This window comes from Pseudomonas asgharzadehiana (genome assembly GCF_019139815.1).
Classification (GTDB): Bacteria; Pseudomonadota; Gammaproteobacteria; order Pseudomonadales; family Pseudomonadaceae; genus Aquipseudomonas; species Aquipseudomonas asgharzadehiana.
The window spans coordinates 533,837-553,254 of sequence record NZ_CP077079.1 but is presented as its reverse complement, the minus strand read 5'-3'; the positions used below and the strand labels follow the sequence as shown (position 1 = coordinate 553,254).

The window sequence follows — 19,418 nt, the reverse complement described above, 5'->3', positions numbered from 1 at the left end:
GAGATTACACAGATTTTCCCGACGCTGATGCCCATGCAGCGCCAATCCTTGAAGATTGGCGCTGCCGGGTGATCAGTCGTGATGCTTGACGGTCAGGTCGCCACCGGCGATCAGGTTATTGATCGCGGTGCTGCCGGAGCCCCAATTGGCGCCATCGATCTTGATCGTGACATCGGCCGTACCGCCCTGGGCGGTGAACGAACCGCTGCTGCTCACGCTCAACGTCGAGTTGCCGGATGCGTCGGTGGTCAACTTCAAGTAGCTGGACAGGTTGGTGTCGTTATTGCCTTGCAGCAAATCGGACAGGTCCAGCTTGTCGCCTTCGCTGTGCTTGAAGTCGGTGACCGTGTCGCTGCCGGTATCGCCTTTGAGCCACACGAAGGTATCCGCACCCGCGCCGCCGGTCAGGGTGTCATTGCCCTTGCCGCCCACCAGGATGTCGTTGCCTGCACCACCGGAGAGGTTGTCGTTACCGCCCTGGCCGAACAGGATGTCATCGCCGGCGTTGCCGATCAGGGTGTCGCCGCCATCCTTGGTACCGTAGATGTTCGACGCGCTGGCCAATGCACCGATGTCCTGCACATGCTCGGTGACGAACTGATGCAGTGTACGGTCATCGATGTGATCGACCGTGGTGGACAGCTTCTCGGCAGCGAACGCCTTGAGTGCGGCGTTGCCTTCCTGGCCGTTGTAGCTGATCAGGTCACCGAACAGGATGTCATTGCCCGAACCACCGGAAACCTTGTCCGCACCAGTGTCGGCGGTGTGGCCGGTGATGGTGTCGGCCAGCTTCGCGGTATCGATCGTGCTGACCGTCTTGTCAGTATCGAAGTACTTTTGCAGCATGTCTTTGTCGACGCTGCTGCCCAGGCCGATGGCCTGCACTTCAACCCCGCCGGCCACCGAGGTGGTCAGCGCGGTGTAAGCCGCCTTGGCGTTGTCCAACGCATAGTCATAGCGACTATTGCTGGCAGCCCCCGCCACGTCGAAACCACCATGGCCGTCGGACACGACGTAACCTTGGAAGATCCGGGTGCCGGACGAGTCATACGAGTAGACCTTGCCGTCAGTGTCCACGATGACCCGTGTCTGGTCGTAGACGGTTGCGGTGAGCGCAGTGGTCTGGCCCAGGGTATAGGTGCTGCTGTTGACCTTGTTGTCGAAGCTGACGTTATTGCCCCACCAGTAGCTGGTTGAGCCCAGGCTGATGCTGTCGTACTTCACGTTGTAGACATTCGGCTCGCCGTCGGTAATGAAATACGTCAGGTTTTTCGCACCGGTGTTGCTGGTGGCGTCAGCGCTCTTGAACCAGGCCGTTGCCGCATTGAAGGCGTCTTCGTAGTTGGTCATGTCGTTCGGGTTGGAAGCCATGTTATTCAACACGGCCTGCAGGGCAGCCTTGGCGGCAGCCTGGTCCGCCAGGTTGACCGACACCAGCGACTCGACCTTGGTGTCGAAGTCGACCAGCAACACCTTCACTACACCCGAGCCCGTCATCTTCGCGTTAGCGATCAGGGTGTCGAAAATGCTCGAGAGCTGGCCCTTGATCGAGTTCATCGCCGACGACCCGATACTGCCCGAGGTATCCACAACAAACGCGATGTTGTAGTTGGAACCCGGCGTAGTGATACCCCCTTTGTCGCCCACCACAATGTTGTTGGCTGAGCTTGTGCCCAGATCGATGGTGTCCGCCGCCGCGCCGCCTTCGGCGACAGTGTTGTAGACCTGGGACTTGACCGTGATGGTCGTTGTCGCCACAGACGAACTCAGGCTGTTGCCACCCTCGTTGTCCGTCACGGAGACATCAATGGTGCGATCGCCGATCGCCGGGTACTTGCTGGTGCTGGAGTACTGGAACGACTCAAGCAGCGTCTTGTAGGTAGCCGCATCCGCCGCACCCGACAGGGTCAGCACGATCTTGCCGCTGACGTCCGTACCGACGCTGGTCAGGGTAATGCCTTTGTAGGTGCCCCCTACCGTCACCAGGCTGGAGCCGAGTTGATCACCCGCACTGGCGTTTTTCAGGGTGATGGTCGCACTTTGCATCTGGGTGCTGTCGACGTCAGCGATGGCCACGCTGCCGGTAATCGAAACACCGGTGTTGCTGCGCTCGGTGTACGAGGCGTTGTAGCCGGTGGCGACAGCACCATCCGCGGTGCTGAGGTCCAGGGTCGGTGCGTCGTTGACTGGGGTGACCACGATGCTCACTTTACCGGTCGTCACCTCTTCGACCCCGGTGCTCAACTCTTTGGCCGTCGCTTTCACGGTGATATCGAAGCTGGCGGTCGAGTCCTTGAGCGGCGTAACCTTCAGGGTTTTCAGGTTCCAGTCGCTGACATCGTAGAGCGCGGCGGTACCGGTGGAGGTGTAGCTGTGGCCCGTGGTGCCATCGGTAATCACGGTACCTTTGGGCAAGCCGCTGATTTCCACCTTGTGGGATTCCGAGCCGTCGTTGTCGACAAACGTGGTGGTAATCGGAGCGACCTTGATGGCGGTGTCTTCCAGCCCACGGTTGTAGACGTAGCCGGTGTAATAGCCTTCGCCATTGACCACATGGCTATCGCCCAGCACCGCGCCGGCGGCTTTCAACGCTTCCACACTGGTATAGGTCTGCACACCGCTGTTGCCCAGCGACATCGACGGGCCGTTGTTGATCGACACATTGACGTCGTAGTTGCCGCCGCCCGCCTGGTTGTAGTGGTAGATGTCGAGGGTGTAGTAACCCGACTCGGTCGGCGTATAGGCCGTCCCGGTAATCGCACTGCCCTTGCTCCAGGTTTCGGAAGCGACCAACTTGCCGCCCACGGTGATCGCCAGGCTGTCGTCGGCCGTACCGGTGAAGGTGTAGCTTTTGCCGGCTTCCAGGTAGATCAGGCCAGAGACTTTAGTCGCCGTGCCCTCCGCCACACTGCCGTTGCTGACATTGTTGATGACCGCAGTCGAGACTGCGCTGGCGGCGGTCTTAGCGTCGATCACCTTGATCAGGTCGCTGGACTGGGCAACACCATTACCGTTAGTGCCCAGGTCTTTAGCGAGCGTGCCACCGGTCCAGGTTTGAATGACCAACCCTGTCGGCACTGCGGCGAATGGGGGCACGACCACAACCGGCACATCCGTTACCGGGTGGATGTCCACCGTGATGGTTTTGGTGTCGCTGTAGGCGCTGCCGTCGGTAGCCTGGAACTTCAGCTCGGTGTAATCGCCCTGCTTGTTACCCACGCTGGTGCCGCCGAAGCTGTTGTCACCCGACTCGTTGGCCGCCGGGGTGTAGCGCACGTTGTGGTTATCGAAGTCAGATTGGCTGAATGCCTTGCCGGCTGAAGTATCGGTTTTCAGATCCGACGAGGTCAGCGCGACCCACTGGCCGTTGACTTTGTACTCGATGGAACCGGCCGGCAGGCTGGTAAACACCACTTTCGGGTTCGCGGAGTCCACATCCTTGACGCCAAAGGTGGACCAGGTCAGCTCGACCGACGTGTCTTCCTTGCTGTCGACGTAGCCATTGGTTGCAGTCGGCGCGTCGTTGACCGCCACGATGTTCACGTTCAGCGTGCTGCTGGAACCGGTGTTGGTGGTGTAGCCGACTTGCGGCACATCGCCGTTGAAGTCTTTGACCGGCGTGAAGGCGTACGCACCGTTGGTGCCGATGGTGATGCTGCCCACGCCCGCGATGACCGCGGTTTGACCGGCGGTGTAGGTAGTGCCGTTGACGTTGAAGGTCGCAACGCTCAATGCGCTGTCCACATCGAAGTCGTTGGTCAGCACATTGCCGGTGGCAACGGTGTCTTCCAAGGCACTGCCGGTGTCGGCTTTCAGGACGCTCGCGTCGTCAACCGCCACGATGTTCACATTCAGCGTGCTGCTGGAACCGGTGTTGGTGGTGTAGCCGATTTGCGGTACATCGCCGTTGAAGTCTTTGACCGGGGTGAAGGCGTACGCACCGTTGGTGCCGATGGTGATAGAACCAACGCCCGCGATGATCGCGGTTTGGCCGGCGGTGTAGGTGGTGCCACCGACGTTGAAGCTTGTGACAGTCAGGGTGTTATCAACGTCGACATCGTTGGTCAGCACGTTGCCAGTGGCAACGTGGTCTTCCAAGGCACTGCCGGTATCCGCTTTCAAGACGCTAGCGTCATCAACCGCATCAATCTTCACATCCAGCGTGCTGCTAGAGCCGGTGTTGGTGGTGTAGCCGACTTGCGGCACATCGCCGTTGAAGTCTTTGACCGGAGTGAAGGCGTAGGCGCCATTGGTGCCGATGGTGATGCTGCCAATGCCCGCGATGATCGCGGTTTGGCCGGCGGTGTAGGTGGTGCCGTTGACGTTGAAGGTCGCAACGCTCAATGCGCTGTCCACATCGAAGTCGTTGGTCAGCACATTGCCTGTGGCGACGGTGTCTTCCAAGGCACTGCCGGTGTCGGCTTTCAGGACGCTCGCGTCGTCAACCGCCACGATGCTCACATTCAGCGTGCTGCTGGAACCGGTGTTGGTGGTGTAGCCGATTTGCGGTACATCGCCGTTGAAGTCTTTGACTGGGGTGAAGGCGTAGGCGCCATTGGTGCCGATGGTGATGCTGCCAATGCCCGCGATGATTGCGGTTTGGCCGGCGGTGTAGGTGGTGCCACCAACGTTGAAGCTTGTGACCGTCAGGGTGTTGTCGACATCGACGTCATTGGTCAGCACATTGCCAGTGGCAACGTGGTCCTCCAAGGCGCTGCCGGTGTCAGCTTTCAGAACGCTCGCGTCGTCAACGGCTTCGATTTTCACGTCCAGCGTGCTGCTGGAACCGGTGTTGGTGGTGTAGCCGATTTGCGGTACATCGCCGTTGAAGTCTTTAACCGGGGTGAAGGCGTACGCGCCATCAGTAGCGATGGTGATAGAACCAATGCCCGCGATGATCGCGGTTTGACCGGCTGTGTAGTTAGTACCACCCACATTGAAGCTTGTGACAGTCAGGGTGTTGTCGACATCAACGTCATTGGTCAGCACATTGCCCGTGGCAACGTGGTCTTCCAAGGCGCTGCCGGTGTCAGCTTTCAGGACGCTCGCGTCGTCAACAGCTTCGATCTTCACGTCCAGCGTGCTGCTAGAGCCGGTGTTGGTTGTGTACCCGATTTGCGGTACGTCACCATTGAAATCTTTGACTGGGGTGAAGGCGTAGGCGCCGTCGGTGCCGATGGTGATGCTGCCAATGCCCGCGATAACGGCGGTTTGACCGGCAGTGTAGGTAGCGCCGTTGACGTTGAAGGTGGCAACGCTCAATACACTATCAATGTCACTGTCATTGCTCAGCACGTTGCCGGTGGCAACGGTATCTTCCAACGCGCTGCCGGTGTCGGCTTTCAAGACGCTCGCGTCGTCAACCGCTTCAATCTTCACATCCAGCGTGCTGCTGGAACCGGTGTTCGTGGTGTAGCCGATTTGCGGCACGTCGCCGTTGAAGTCTTTAACCGGGGTGAACGCATAGGCGCCGTCGGTGCCGATGGTGATAGAGCCGATGCCCGCGATGATCGCGGTTTGGCCGGCGGTGTAGGTGGTACCACCGACGTTGAAGCTCGTGACAGTCAGGGTGTTGTCGACATCGACATCGTTGGTCAGCACATTGCCGGTGGCAACGGTGTCTTCCAAGGCACTGCCGGTGTCGGCTTTCAAGACGCTGGCGTCATCAACCGCTTCGATCTTCACGTCCAGCGTGCTGCTGGAACCGGTGTTGGTGGTGTAGCCGATTTGAGGTACATCGCCGTTGAAGTCTTTGACCGGAGTGAACGCATAGGCGCCGTCGGTGCCGATGGTGATAGAACCAACGCCCGCGATGATCGCGGTTTGACCAGCGGTGTAGGTGGTACCACCGACGTTGAAGCTCGTGACAGTCAGGGCGTTATCAACATCGACGTCGTTGGTCAGGACGTTGCCGGTGGCAACGGTGTCTTCCAAGGCACTGCCGGTGTCGGCTTTCAGCTCGCTCGCGTCATCAACCGCATCAATCTTCACATCCAGCGTGCTGCTGGAACCGGTGTTCGTGGTGTAGCCGATTTGAGGTACATCGCCGTTGAAGTCTTTGACCGGCGTGAAGGCGTACGCGCCGTCGGTGCCGATGGTGATGCTGCCAATGCCCGCGATGATCGCGGTTTGGCCGGCGGTGTAGGTGGTGCCGTTGACGTTGAAGGTCGCAACGCTCAATGCGCTGTCCACATCGAAGTCGTTGGTCAGCACATTGCCTGTGGCGACGGTGTCTTCCAAGGCACTGCCGGTATCGGCTTTCAGGACGCTCGCGTCGTCAACCGCCACGATGTTCACATTCAGCGTGCTGCTGGAACCGGTGTTGGTGGTGTAGCCGATTTGCGGTACATCGCCGTTGAAGTCTTTGACCGGGGTGAAGGCGTACGCACCGTTGGTGCCGATGGTGATAGAACCAACGCCCGCGATGATCGCGGTTTGACCGGCTGTGTAGTTAGTACCACCCACATTGAAGCTTGTGACAGTCAGGGTGTTGTCGACATCAACGTCGTTGGTCAGCACATTGCCCGTGGCAACGTGGTCTTCCAAGGCGCTGCCGGTGTCAGCTTTCAGGACGCTCGCGTCGTCAACCGCCACGATGTTCACGTTCAGCGTGCTGCTGGAACCGGTGTTGGTGGTGTAGCCGATTTGCGGTACATCGCCGTTGAAGTCTTTGACTGGGGTGAAGGCGTAGGCGCCATTGGTGCCGATGGTGATGCTGCCAATGCCCGCGATGATTGCGGTTTGGCCGGCTGTGTAGGTGGTGCCACCCACATTGAAGCTTGTGACAGTCAGGGTGTTGTCGACATCAACGTCGTTGGTCAGCACATTGCCCGTGGCAACGTGGTCTTCCAAGGCGCTGCCGGTGTCGGCTTTCAGGACGCTCGCGTCGTCAACCGCCACGATGTTCACATTCAGCGTGCTGCTGGAACCGGTGTTGGTGGTGTAGCCGATTTGCGGTACATCGCCGTTGAAGTCTTTGACCGGGGTGAAGGCGTACGCACCGTTGGTGCCGATGGTGATAGAACCAACGCCCGCGATGATCGCGGTTTGACCGGCTGTGTAGTTAGTACCACCCACATTGAAGCTTGTGACAGTCAGGGTGTTGTCGACATCAACGTCGTTGGTCAGCACATTGCCCGTGGCAACGTGGTCTTCCAAGGCGCTGCCGGTGTCAGCTTTCAGGACGCTCGCGTCGTCAACCGCCACGATGTTCACGTTCAGCGTGCTGCTGGAACCGGTGTTGGTGGTGTAGCCGATTTGCGGTACATCGCCGTTGAAGTCTTTGACTGGGGTGAAGGCGTAGGCGCCATTGGTGCCGATGGTGATGCTGCCAATGCCCGCGATGATTGCGGTTTGGCCGGCTGTGTAGGTGGTGCCACCAACGTTGAAGCTTGTGACCGTCAGGGTGTTGTCGACATCGACGTCATTGGTCAGCACATTGCCAGTGGCAACGGTGTCTTCCAAGGCACTGCCGGTGTCGGCTTTCAGGACGCTCGCGTCGTCAACCGCCACGATGTTCACATTCAGCGTGCTGCTGGAACCGGTGTTGGTGGTGTAGCCGATTTGCGGTACATCGCCGTTGAAGTCGTTAACCGGAGTGAAGGCGTATGCGCCGTCGGTGCCGATGGTGATAGAACCAATGCCCGCGATGATCGCGGTTTGGCCGGCGGTGTAGGTGGTACCACCGACGTTGAAGCTCGTGACAGTCAGGGTGTTGTCGACATCGACATCGTTGGTCAGCACATTGCCCGTAGCAACGTGGTCTTCCAAGGCACTACCGGTGTCGGCTTTCAGGACGCTCGCGTCGTCAACCGCCACGATGTTCACATTCAGCGTACTGCTGGAACCGGTGTTGGTGGTGTAGCCGATTTGCGGCACGTCGCCGTTGAAGTCTTTAACCGGGGTGAACGCATAGGCGCCATCGGTGCCGATGGTGATAGAACCAATGCCCGCGATGATCGCGGTTTGACCGGCGGTGTAGGTGGTACTACCGACGTTGAAGCTTGTGACAGTCAGGGTGTTGTCGACATCGACATCGTTGGTCAGCACATTGCCGGTGGCAACGTGGTCTTCCAAGGCACTGCCGGTGTCGGCTTTCAGGACGCTCGCGTCGTCAACCGCCACGATGTTCACATTCAGCGTGCTGCTGGAACCGGTGTTGGTGGTGTAGCCGATTTGCGGTACATCGCCGTTGAAGTCGTTAACCGGAGTGAAGGCGTATGCGCCGTCGGTGCCGATGGTGATAGAACCAATGCCCGCGATGATCGCGGTTTGGCCGGCGGTGTAGGTGGTACCACCGACGTTGAAGCTCGTGACAGTCAGGGTGTTGTCGACATCGACATCGTTGGTCAGCACATTGCCCGTGGCAACGTGGTCTTCCAACGCACTGCCGGTATCGGCTTTCAAGACGCTCGCGTCATCAACCGCGTCAATCTTCACATCCAGCGTGCTGCTCGATCCGGTGTTGGTGGTGTACCCAATTTGCGGCACATCACCATTAAAGTCTTTAACCGGAGTAAAGGCGTACGCGCCATCGACACCGATGGTGATAGAACCCACGCCAGCAATAACCGCAGTTTGGCCCGCAGTGTAGGTAGTACCGCCCACGTTGAAGCTGGCAACGCTCAACACGCTGTCGACGTCACTGTCGTTGGTCAGCACATTGCCGGTGGCAACCTGGTCTTCCAACGAACTGCCCGTATCCGCGCCCAATACGCTCGGATCGTCGACCGCAATCACTTTGATCGGCAGCGTAATTGACTCGGACTTGGGTGCTGCATCGCCATCTTGCGCGGTGGCGGTCACGGTGAGGTTTACCAGGCCGTTGGCGTTTGGCGCCGGGTTGAAGACCAGTGTGGCCTTGTTCCAGTCGCTGATATCGATGCTTTGGCTGCCAGCGGTCGCGGTGAAGGTGTGGCCCGCGCCATCGGTAAGAGTCGCACCGTCCGGTATACCGCTGATCTCCAGTTTGAGCGTCTCGGAGCCATCTTTGTCGGTGGCGTAGGCGTCAATCGCGGACAGCTTGATCGCGTGGTCTTCCAGGCCAGTGTTCAGTACCTGAGTGACGCTGATGTTATCCAGTACACCGCCAAGCGAATTGCTGGTAGGGGCTTTGAATTCGAGTTTGGCATCACCGTCGACGGTGACAGGCACGACGAAGGTGTAGGTCTTCATGCCAACGGTGGTTGCATCCAGGGTGCCGACTTTGACGCCGCCCCAGAACACATCGATCACCGAATTGTTCTCGGCGCCCGCACGCGGCGAGTAGTCGACACTGATGCTGTACGCCGTGCCGGATTCGGCCTTGATGAGGGTGTACAGGCTGGCGTCGTCGCCGGCGTTTTTCTCAAGTTCGATGACTTGGCTGTTGCCTGGGGTGTCTACGCCGTAGACGCCACTTTGGCCGATTTCGACTTTGCCGTCGCTGTTACCGGTCAACCAGGGGGTGGTCGCCGTTGTGCCGGCGGCGTTATTGGCGTCGCCGACCGCCACCGTGCCCCACGAACCGTTGAGGGCGGCGCCGTCGAAGTTGATCGAGCTCACAACGCCGCCACCGAGCAGGCCCAGGTGCGGGGCGTCGGTCACTGGGGCGATGGTGATGGCGGCTGTGGTTTGGCCACTGGCTTTACCGCCATTGTCGACCGCGGTGAAGGTGAGCGAGGTGTTGCCGCTCCAGTCGCTGGTCGGCGAGAAGTACACCGATGCCTTGCCATCAGCGCCTGCCGGCACTGCATCACCGATTTTGAGTTCGGTTGTCAGGGTTGCGTCGCTGTACAGCTTGCCGTTTTCCGGCAAGGTGGTAATGACGAAATTGGCGACAGTACCGTCCACATCGGCACCGCTCAGTACGATGGTGGCCGCGTGGTCTTCATCGGCGCCGGCAGGGGTAGCCGCCGCTGTCGGTGCATCGTTGAACAGGTCGATGGTGACCTTGCCGGTGGCGCTGCCGGTTAGCGCAGGCTCACGGTCAAGGTTGCCCCCGCCGATATCGGTGACGGCGATGGTGACGCTGCGATCCGTACCGACCGGGTTGTTGCCTGGGCTCTGGAAGGTGATCGCCTCGACCACTTTGATGAAGTCGGCCGCGCTGCTGCCGGCTGGCGAATCACTGGTGAGGGTGTAGACGATGCTGCCATCGGCGGCACCGCCGGTTTGGGCGATGGTGATACCGGCAACGGCCAGGGCCTTGAGCACATCGGCGCTGCTGAGCAAATCACCGGACGCCAGGTGGTCAACGGTGACCACCACTTTGCTGTAGGTGGAGTTGTCGACATCGCTGATGCTCAGGTTTTTAACCAGTGCACCCGCGTCGGCTTGCTCGGCAAACGTGGTGCTGTCGAACGCGACCTCAGGCGGATCGTTGACCGGAACCACTTTCACCACGGAGGTCACAGGCGCCGAGTTCAGTTGGCCATCGTTCACGGTGATGGTCAGGGTGCGGTCGGTAGCGACCGGGTTCTGGCTTTCGCTGGCAAAGTGCACCGAACGCAGGACTTCCTGGTATTCGGCCTTCGTGGCTTCACCGGACAGGGTCAGTACCCCGGTGTCTTTGTCATAGCTGACCGTGATTTTGGCGTTGCTGGCATCTGCGATCAGGACGTCATCGGCCAGCGGGTTGGCCAGCGTGACTTTGGCGCTTTGCAGCGTGTCGTTGTCGACATCGCTGATAGTCAGGTTCGCCGCGACGTAGCCGCCCGGCTTGCCTTCGATGTAAGTGTCGCCGAAGGCGTTGGTCGAAGCGTTGCCGAGTACCGGGGCGTCGTTGACCGCTTCAATATTCACGTTCAGCGTGCTGCTGGAGCCGGTGTTGGTGGTGTAGCCGACTTGCGGTACGTCGCCGTTGAAATCTTTGACTGGGGTGAAGGCGTAGGCGCCATCGGTGCCGATGGTGATGCTGCCAATGCCCGCGATGATTGCGGTTTGGCCGGCGGTGTAGGTGGTACCGCCGACGTTGAAGCTTGTGACCGTCAGGGTGTTGTCGACATCGACATCGTTGGTCAGCACGTTGCCGGTGGCGACGGTGTCTTCCAAGGCACTGCCGGTGTCAGCTTTGAGTTCGCTCGCGTCGTCAACGGCTTCGATTTTCACGTCCAGCGTGCTGCTGGAACCGGTGTTCGTGGTGTAGCCGATTTGCGGTACATCGCCGTTGAAGTCTTTGACCGGGGTGAAGGCGTAGGCGCCGTCGGTGCCGATGGTGATGCTGCCAATGCCCGCGATGATCGCGGTTTGGCCGGCGGTGTAGGTGGTGCCACCGACGTTGAAGCTTGTGACAGTCAGGGTGTTGTCGACATCGACATCGTTGGTCAGCACGTTGCCCGTGGCAACGGTGTCTTCCAAGGCGCTGCCGGTGTCGGCTTTCAGCTCGCTCGCGTCATCAACCGCATCAATCTTCACATCCAGCGTGCTGCTAGAGCCGGTGTTGGTGGTGTAGCCGATTTGCGGTACATCACCGTTGAAGTCTTTGACCGGCGTGAAGGCGTACGCGCCATCAGTACCGATGGTGATAGAACCAATGCCCGCGATAACGGCGGTTTGACCGGCGGTGTAGGTGGTACCACCGACGTTGAAGCTCGTGACAGTCAGCGTGTTATCAACGTCGACGTCATTGGTCAGCACATTGCCGGTGGCAACGGTGTCTTCCAACGCGCTACCGGTATCGGCTTTCAAGACGCTCGCGTCATCAACCGCATCAATCTTCACATCCAGCGTGCTGCTAGAGCCGGTGTTGGTGGTGTAGCCGATTTGCGGTACGTCGCCGTTGAAGTCTTTGACCGGCGTGAAGGCGTACGCGCCGTCGGTGCCGATGGTGATGCTGCCGATGCCCGCGATAATTGCGGTTTGGCCGGCGGTGTAAGTGGTGCCGTTGACGTTGAAGGTCGCGACGGTCAGGGCGTTATCGACGTCAACGTCATTGGTCAGCACATTGCCGGTGGCGACGGTGTCTTCCAAGGCGTTGCCGGTGTCGGCTTTCAGCTCGCTTGCGTCATCAACCGCATCAATCTTCACGTCCAGCGTGCTGCTAGAGCCGGTGTTGGTGGTGTAGCCGATTTGCGGTACATCGCCGTTGAAATCTTTGACTGGGGTGAAGGCGTACGCGCCATCAGTACCGATGGTGATAGAACCAATGCCCGCGATGATCGCGGTTTGACCGGCGGTGTAAGTGGTGCCACCGACGTTGAAGCTTGTGACAGTCAGGGTGTTGTCGACATCGACATCGTTGGTCAGCACGTTGCCAGTGGCAACGGTGTCTTCCAAGGCACTGCCGGTGTCGGCTTTGAGTTCGCTCGCGTCGTCAACGGCTTCGATTTTCACGTCCAGCGTGCTGCTGGAACCGGTGTTCGTGGTGTAGCCGATTTGCGGTACATCGCCGTTGAAGTCTTTGACCGGGGTGAAGGCGTAGGCGCCGTCGGTGCCGATGGTGATGCTGCCAATGCCCGCGATGATCGCGGTTTGGCCGGCGGTGTAGGTGGTGCCACCGACGTTGAAGCTTGTGACAGTCAGGGTGTTGTCGACATCGACATCGTTGGTCAGCACGTTGCCCGTGGCAACGGTGTCTTCCAAGGCGCTGCCGGTGTCGGCTTTCAGCTCGCTCGCGTCATCAACCGCATCAATCTTCACATCCAGCGTGCTGCTAGAGCCGGTGTTGGTGGTGTAGCCGATTTGCGGTACGTCGCCGTTGAAGTCTTTGACTGGGGTGAAGGCGTACGCGCCGTCAGTGCCGATGGTGATGCTGCCAATGCCCGCGATGATCGCGGTTTGGCCGGCGGTGTAGGTGGTACCACCGACGTTGAAGCTCGTGACAGTCAGGGTGTTGTCGACATCGACGTCATTGGTCAGCACATTGCCAGTGGCAACAGTGTCTTCCAAGGCGCTGCCGGTGTCGGCTTTCAGCTCGCTCGCGTCATCAACCGCATCAATCTTCACATCCAGCGTGCTGCTAGAGCCGGTGTTGGTGGTGTAGCCGATTTGCGGTACATCACCGTTGAAGTCTTTGACCGGCGTGAAGGCGTACGCGCCATCAGTACCGATGGTGATAGAACCAATGCCCGCGATAACGGCGGTTTGACCGGCGGTGTAGGTGGTACCGCCGACGTTGAAGCTCGTGACAGTCAGGGTGTTATCAACATCGACGTCGTTGGTCAGCACATTGCCGGTGGCAACGGTGTCTTCCAAGGCGCTGCCGGTGTCGGCTTTCAAGACGCTGGCGTCATCAACCGCTTCGATCTTCACGTCCAGCGTGCTGCTGGAACCGGTGTTAGTGGTGTAGCCGATTTGCGGTACATCGCCGTTGAAATCTTTGACTGGGGTGAAGGCGTACGCGCCATCAGTACCGATGGTGATAGAACCAATGCCCGCGATGATCGCGGTTTGACCGGCGGTGTAAGTGGTGCCACCGACGTTGAAGCTTGTGACAGTCAGGGTGTTGTCGACATCGACATCGTTGGTCAGCACGTTGCCAGTGGCAACGGTGTCTTCCAAGGCACTGCCGGTGTCGGCTTTGAGTTCGCTCGCGTCGTCAACGGCTTCGATTTTCACGTCCAGCGTGCTGCTGGAACCGGTGTTCGTGGTGTAGCCGATTTGCGGTACATCGCCGTTGAAGTCTTTGACCGGGGTGAAGGCGTAGGCGCCGTCGGTGCCGATGGTGATGCTGCCAATGCCCGCGATGATCGCGGTTTGGCCGGCGGTGTAGGTGGTGCCACCGACGTTGAAGCTTGTGACAGTCAGGGTGTTGTCGACATCGACATCGTTGGTCAGCACGTTGCCCGTGGCAACGGTGTCTTCCAAGGCGCTGCCGGTGTCGGCTTTCAGCTCGCTCGCGTCATCAACCGCATCAATCTTCACATCCAGCGTGCTGCTAGAGCCGGTGTTGGTGGTGTAGCCGATTTGCGGTACATCGCCGTTGAAGTCTTTGACCGGGGTGAAGGCGTAGGCGCCGTCGGTGCCGATGGTGATGCTGCCAATGCCCGCGATGATTGCGGTTTGGCCGGCGGTGTAGGTGGTACCACCGACGTTGAAGCTCGTGACAGTCAGCGTGTTGTCGACGTCGACGTCGTTGGTCAGCACATTGCCAGTGGCAACGGTGTCTTCTAAGGCACTGCCGGTGTCGGCTTTCAGCTCGCTCGCGTCATCAACCGCATCAATCTTCACATCCAGCGTGCTGCTAGAGCCGGTGTTGGTGGTGTAGCCGATTTGCGGTACATCACCGTTGAAGTCTTTGACCGGCGTGAAGGCGTACGCGCCGTCGGTGCCGATGGTGATGCTGCCGATGCCCGCGATGATTGCGGTTTGGCCGGCGGTGTAGGTGGTACCACCGACGTTGAAGCTCGTGACAGTCAGCGTGTTATCGACATCAACGTCATTGGTCAGCACATTGCCGGTGGCAACGGTGTCTTCCAAGGCACTGCCGGTGTCAGCTTTGAGTTCGCTAGCGTCGTCAACGGCCTCGATTTTCACGTCCAGCGTGCTGCTGGAGCCCGTGTTAGTGGTGTAGCCGATTTGCGGCACATCGCCGTTGAAGTCTTTGACCGGGGTGAAGGCGTATGCGCCGTCGGTGCCGATGGTGATGCTGCCAATACCCGCGATGATCGCGGTTTGGCCGGCGGTGTAGGTGGTACCACCGACGTTGAAGCTCGTGACAGTCAGGGTGTTATCAACATCGACGTCATTGGTCAGCACGTTGCCCGTGGCAACGGTGTCTTCCAAGGCGCTACCGGTGTCAGCTTTGAGTTCGCTCGCGTCGTCAACGGCTTCGATTTTCACGTCCAGCGTGCTGCTGGAGCCCGTGTTAGTGGTGTAGCCGATTTGCGGCACATCGCCGTTGAAGTCTTTGACCGGGGTGAAGGCGTACGCGCCATCGGTGGCGATGGTGATGCTGCCAATGCCCGCGATGATTGCGGTTTGGCCGGCGGTGTAGGTGGTACCACCGACGTTGAAGCTCGTGACAGTCAGCGTGTTGTCGACGTCGACGTCGTTGGTCAGCACATTGCCAGTGGCAACGGTGTCTTCTAAGGCACTGCCGGTGTCGGCTTTGAGTTCGCTCGCGTCGTCAACGGCGTCGATTTTCACGTCCAACGTGCTGCTGGAGCCCGTGTTAGTGGTGTAGCCGATTTGCGGTACGTCGCCGTTGAAGTCTTTGACTGGGGTGAAGGCGTACGCGCCGTCAGTGCCGATGGTGATGCTGCCAATGCCCGCGATGATTGCGGTTTGGCCGGCGGTGTAGGTGGTACCACCGACGTTGAAGCTTGTGACAGTCAGGGTGTTATCAACATCGACGTCGTTGGTCAGCACATTGCCGGTGGCAACGGTGTCTTCCAAGGCACTGTCGGTGTCGGCTTTCAGGACGCTCGCGTCGTCAACGGCCTCGATTTTCACGTCCAGCGTGCTGCTGGAGCCCGTGTTAGTGGTGTAGCCGATTTGCGGTACGTCGCCGTTGAAGTCTTTGACTGGGGTGAAGGCGTACGCGCCGTCAGTGCCGATGGTGATGCTGCCAATGCCCGCGATGATCGCGGTTTGGCCGGCGGTGTAAGTGGTGCCGTTGACGTTGAAGGTCGCGACGGTCAGGGCGTTATCGACGTCAACGTCATTGGTCAGCACGTTGCCGGTGGCAACGGTGTCTTCCAAGGCACTGCCGGTGTCAGCTTTGAGTTCGCTAGCGTCGTCAACGGCTTCGATTTTCACGTCCAGCGTGCTGCTGGAGCCGGTGTTGGTGGTGTAGCCAATTTGCGGTACGTCACCGTTGAAATCTTTGACCGGCGTGAACGCATAGGCGCCATCGGTGCCGATGGTGATGCTGCCAATACCCGCGATGATTGCGGTTTGACCGGCAGTGTAGGTAGTGCCGTCGACGTTGAAGGTGGCAACGCTCAATACACTATCAATGTCACTGTCATTGCTCAGCACGTTGCCGGTGGCAACGGTATCTTCCAACGCGCTGCCGGTGTCGGCTTTCAAGACGCTCGCGTCGTCAACCGCTTCGATCTTCACATCCAGCGTGCTGCTTGAACCGGTGTTGGTGGTGTAGCCGATTTGCGGCACATCACCGTTGAAGTCTTTGACCGGAGTGAAGGCGTAGGCGCCGTCGGCACCGATGGTGATAGAGCCAACGCCCGCGATGACGGCGGTTTGACCGGCGGTGTAAGTGGTGCCGTTGACGTTGAAAGTGGCGACGGTCAGGGCATTATCGACGTCGACATCGTTGGTCAGCACATTGCCGGTGGCAACGGTATCTTCCAACGCACTGCCGGTGTCGGCTTTCAGAACGCTGGCATCATCAACTGCGTCGACGTTCACATTCAGCGTGCTGCTGGAACCGGTATTGGTGGTGTAGCCGATTTGCGGCACTTCACCATTGAAGTCTTTAACCGGAGTAAAGGTGTACGCGCCATCAGCCCCAATGGTGATGGAACCCACGCCGGCAATAACGGCGGTTTGGCCAGCGTTGAATGTATTGCCACCCACGCTGAAGGTCGATACGGCCAGGACGTTGTCGATGTCGCTGTCGTTGCTCAGCACGTTGCCGGTCGCAACGCCATCTTCGGCGATGGTGTTGGTATCAGCCTGCAAAACGCTAGGATCGTCCACGGCAACCACGGTAGAGGTGGCTGCTTGCGGGTTGATCGCGAGGTTCTCGTAATTACCGCCGGTGGCGCTGGTAATGGTGGCGCTGACGACCAGGTCTTTGCCATCGGCCAGGTTCGCGGGCGTGTCGATACTGACCGTACCGGTGGTTTTGCCCGCTTCGATGGTAATGGTCTGGTCGTTGGACAGCTTGATAACAACGTCTGTCTGCGCCGCGTTGGTCACGGTCGCGGTGTAGACGATCTTGCCGCCTTCATCCACCGATGCGGTCGCGGTCAGCGTGACGGTGGTGGTGTCGATGGTGTCGTTGATCTGGGTAACGGCCGGCGCCGGGTCAGTGGTGATGATCAGGTTGCCGCCGCCGGAGGTGCCGGCGATGGTGGCGGAGATCGACGAGGCATCCAGGTAGGGCGTGTCATTGCCGGCAAACGTGACGTTCAGTACGCCCGAGGTCTGGCCGGCCGCGATGACAACCGCCAGGCCGTTAGACAAGGTGACGGTCAGGTCGCTGGTCGGCGCCTGGGTGATGAATACGGTGTAAACAACAACGCCGCCTGCTTCGGTGATGGTCGGCGTGGCGGTCAGAGTGATGGTGACGTTACGCGGATCGACGCCGTTATTGTCGCCGGCGGTCTGGGTTGTACCTACGGCGTCACCGGCATTCAAGCCGGTCGTCGGGTAACCAATGGTGGGGTCAACCACGCCTGCGGTGGCTTCCAGCACGATAAAACTGTGGCCGCCGCCGGCGGCGCCATCGGCACCAGCGGAGGTCGGGCCGGCAGCCGTGGCTTCAAGGACTTGGGTCGGGTCGGCACCGGCAGCGATGGCTTGCTGGAGTTCGGCGACGGACGGTGCGGCCTGTGCGGTAGCGGCGCTGAGGTCGGTGGACGAGTCAGGAGCGCTGGCGCTCCACTGAGTGTCGCGGCCCAGGTCGATGACCCGGCCATCCGCCAGCTCCAGCGAGACAGCGCCAGATGCGCCGGTATCGACCTGCTCACCCGCGACCAAGCGGTCCCCTTCTACGAGCAGGCGGCGAATCCCTTCCGGGGAAACTGCGAACACTTGACCGACAATGCTTTTGACGACCGCAACGCTGCTCATAAAAGACTCTCCGTGTATTGCCGTTCGGGGGTATCCATCAAGGAGACCGGCCCTCTCGCTGCTGCCGATTCAGATAGTTGGAGTACGCAATTTGTGTAAAAATATATTGGCGTCAATTTTCTGTTGTTTCTTGCGAAAAATTACTTTCCCGTCAAGGTATTGACCTATTGAGCGCCATCCTAAACAATCTGCCCAGTAATGTCACATTGATATTTAAGCGGCCTCGCGACTTTCTGTTTGCGCCTTCAGGCGTCCAAGAAAAACGGGCATTTCGAGTTGCCACTCCAATGCATATTCCAATTTGTTGCGGTTTTTCAGGCAACCAATCCCCGGGAAAAATCAGAATGCGTTTGCACCTTCTTAAAGCCATACCGTTTGCTCTAGCCGCCAGTTTTGTCCAGGCCCAAACCCTTCCCGAAGCGATGCAAGCCGCCGTGGAGAACCACCCGGAAATCCAGGCGGCCATCAATGCGCGCATTGCCGCCGACTATCAGGTCAGGGAAGCCCAAGGCGGCTACCTGCCTAAGGTCGACTTGCTGGGCGGTTATGGCCGTGAAAGCTCGGACAACACCTCCACACGTGCCGCCAGCAACAGCCACGACTGGAAAACACTGAACCGTGGCGAGTCGTCGATCCGTCTTCAGCAAAATCTGTTCCAAGGCTTTGGCACCGTCAATGAAGTCGGTCGCCAACAAGCCACCGCCAACTCCCGTGGGTATGCGCTGCTCAATACGTCCGAGCGCACCGCACTGACGGTTGCCCAGGTTTATCTGGATGTCTTGACCCGTCGCGAGATGGTGCAACTGGCAGAAGACAACCTGAAAAGCCACGAACGTATTTTTGACCAGATCCAACTGCGCACCAGCCGTGGCGTCGGAAGAATGGCGGACATGGACCAGGCCGAAGCCCGACTGGCCCAGGCCCAAAACAACCTGATCACCGAGCAGACCAACCTGGCGGATGCCAATACCAACTTTTTGAGCGTGGTTGGCAAAGAGCCCGACCAGCTGGAAAAACCACTGGGCATTGTGACCGCGCTACCGGCCAGCCTGGATGAAGCCCGCCGCCAGATGATTGCGGACAGCCCGGTATTGCGCTCTGCCGAGTCGGATATCGCCGCTGCCGAGAAGCAGTACGAAGCCGCCAAGTCGACTTTCTACCCGCGCTTTGATGCAGTGCTGCAGCGTTCAGCCAACAACAACATCGGCGGCGAAGAGGGCCATGACAATGGTTACTCCGCGATGCTGAACATGCAGTTCAACCTGTATAACGGCGGCAGCGACAAAGCCAGCCTGCAGTCCAAGGCGTCCCAGGCCAGCCAGGCGCTGGATATTCGCAACAACGCCCTGCGTCAGTTGAATGAAGAACTCGGTTTGGCGTGGAACGCCTACAATAACGCCAGCCAGCAGGTGCCGATCGCACAGCAATACGTAGACCGCAGCAACAAAGTGCGCACCTCGTACCAGCAGCAGTTCAGCCTGGGCGAGCGCACGCTGCTCGACTTGCTCGACAGCGAGAACGAGCTGTTCACCGCTCAGCAGCGCCTGGCACAGATCAAAAGCCTGCACATCTATACGCAGTACCGCATCAAGGCCGATATGGGCCAATTGCTGAGAAGTCAGGGCGTCGTTGCGCCGCTGGCATCAGTTGTGCAGAACGAAGTCAAAACGAAGGTAAACCTGCCAGGGATGAACTGATTCTTGACGGCGTGAACCACTCAACCGTTTAAGAGAGAGTCA

The 19,418-nt window shown here is 59.3% G+C and carries 2 protein-coding genes; one reads left to right on the top strand and one right to left on the bottom strand.

Going from position 1 to position 19,418, the window contains the following annotated elements; genetic code table 11:
• Positions 1-72: 72 nt before the first annotated feature.
• Positions 73-17,679, bottom strand: a complete 17,607-nt coding sequence (locus KSS96_RS02465; RefSeq protein ID WP_217855696.1) for an Ig-like domain-containing protein — start codon at positions 17,677-17,679, stop codon at positions 73-75.
• 344 nt (positions 17,680-18,023) lie between these two features.
• On the opposite strand from KSS96_RS02465, the gene KSS96_RS02460 reads away from it, so the two are divergent.
• Entirely contained in the window at positions 18,024-19,376 is a 1,353-nt protein-coding gene (locus KSS96_RS02460; protein ID WP_068936928.1) for a TolC family outer membrane protein, read from the top strand.
• The last annotated feature ends 42 nt before the right edge of the window (positions 19,377-19,418 follow it).

What these genes read in the sequence shown, in the direction of transcription:
- KSS96_RS02460 (WP_068936928.1), top strand. Translation starts at nt 18,024, where the DNA reads ATGCGTTTGCACCTTCTTAAAGCCATACCGTTTGCTCTAGCCGCCAGT.
- KSS96_RS02465 (WP_217855696.1), bottom strand. Translation starts at nt 17,679, where the DNA reads ATGAGCAGCGTTGCGGTCGTCAAAAGCATTGTCGGTCAAGTGTTCGCA.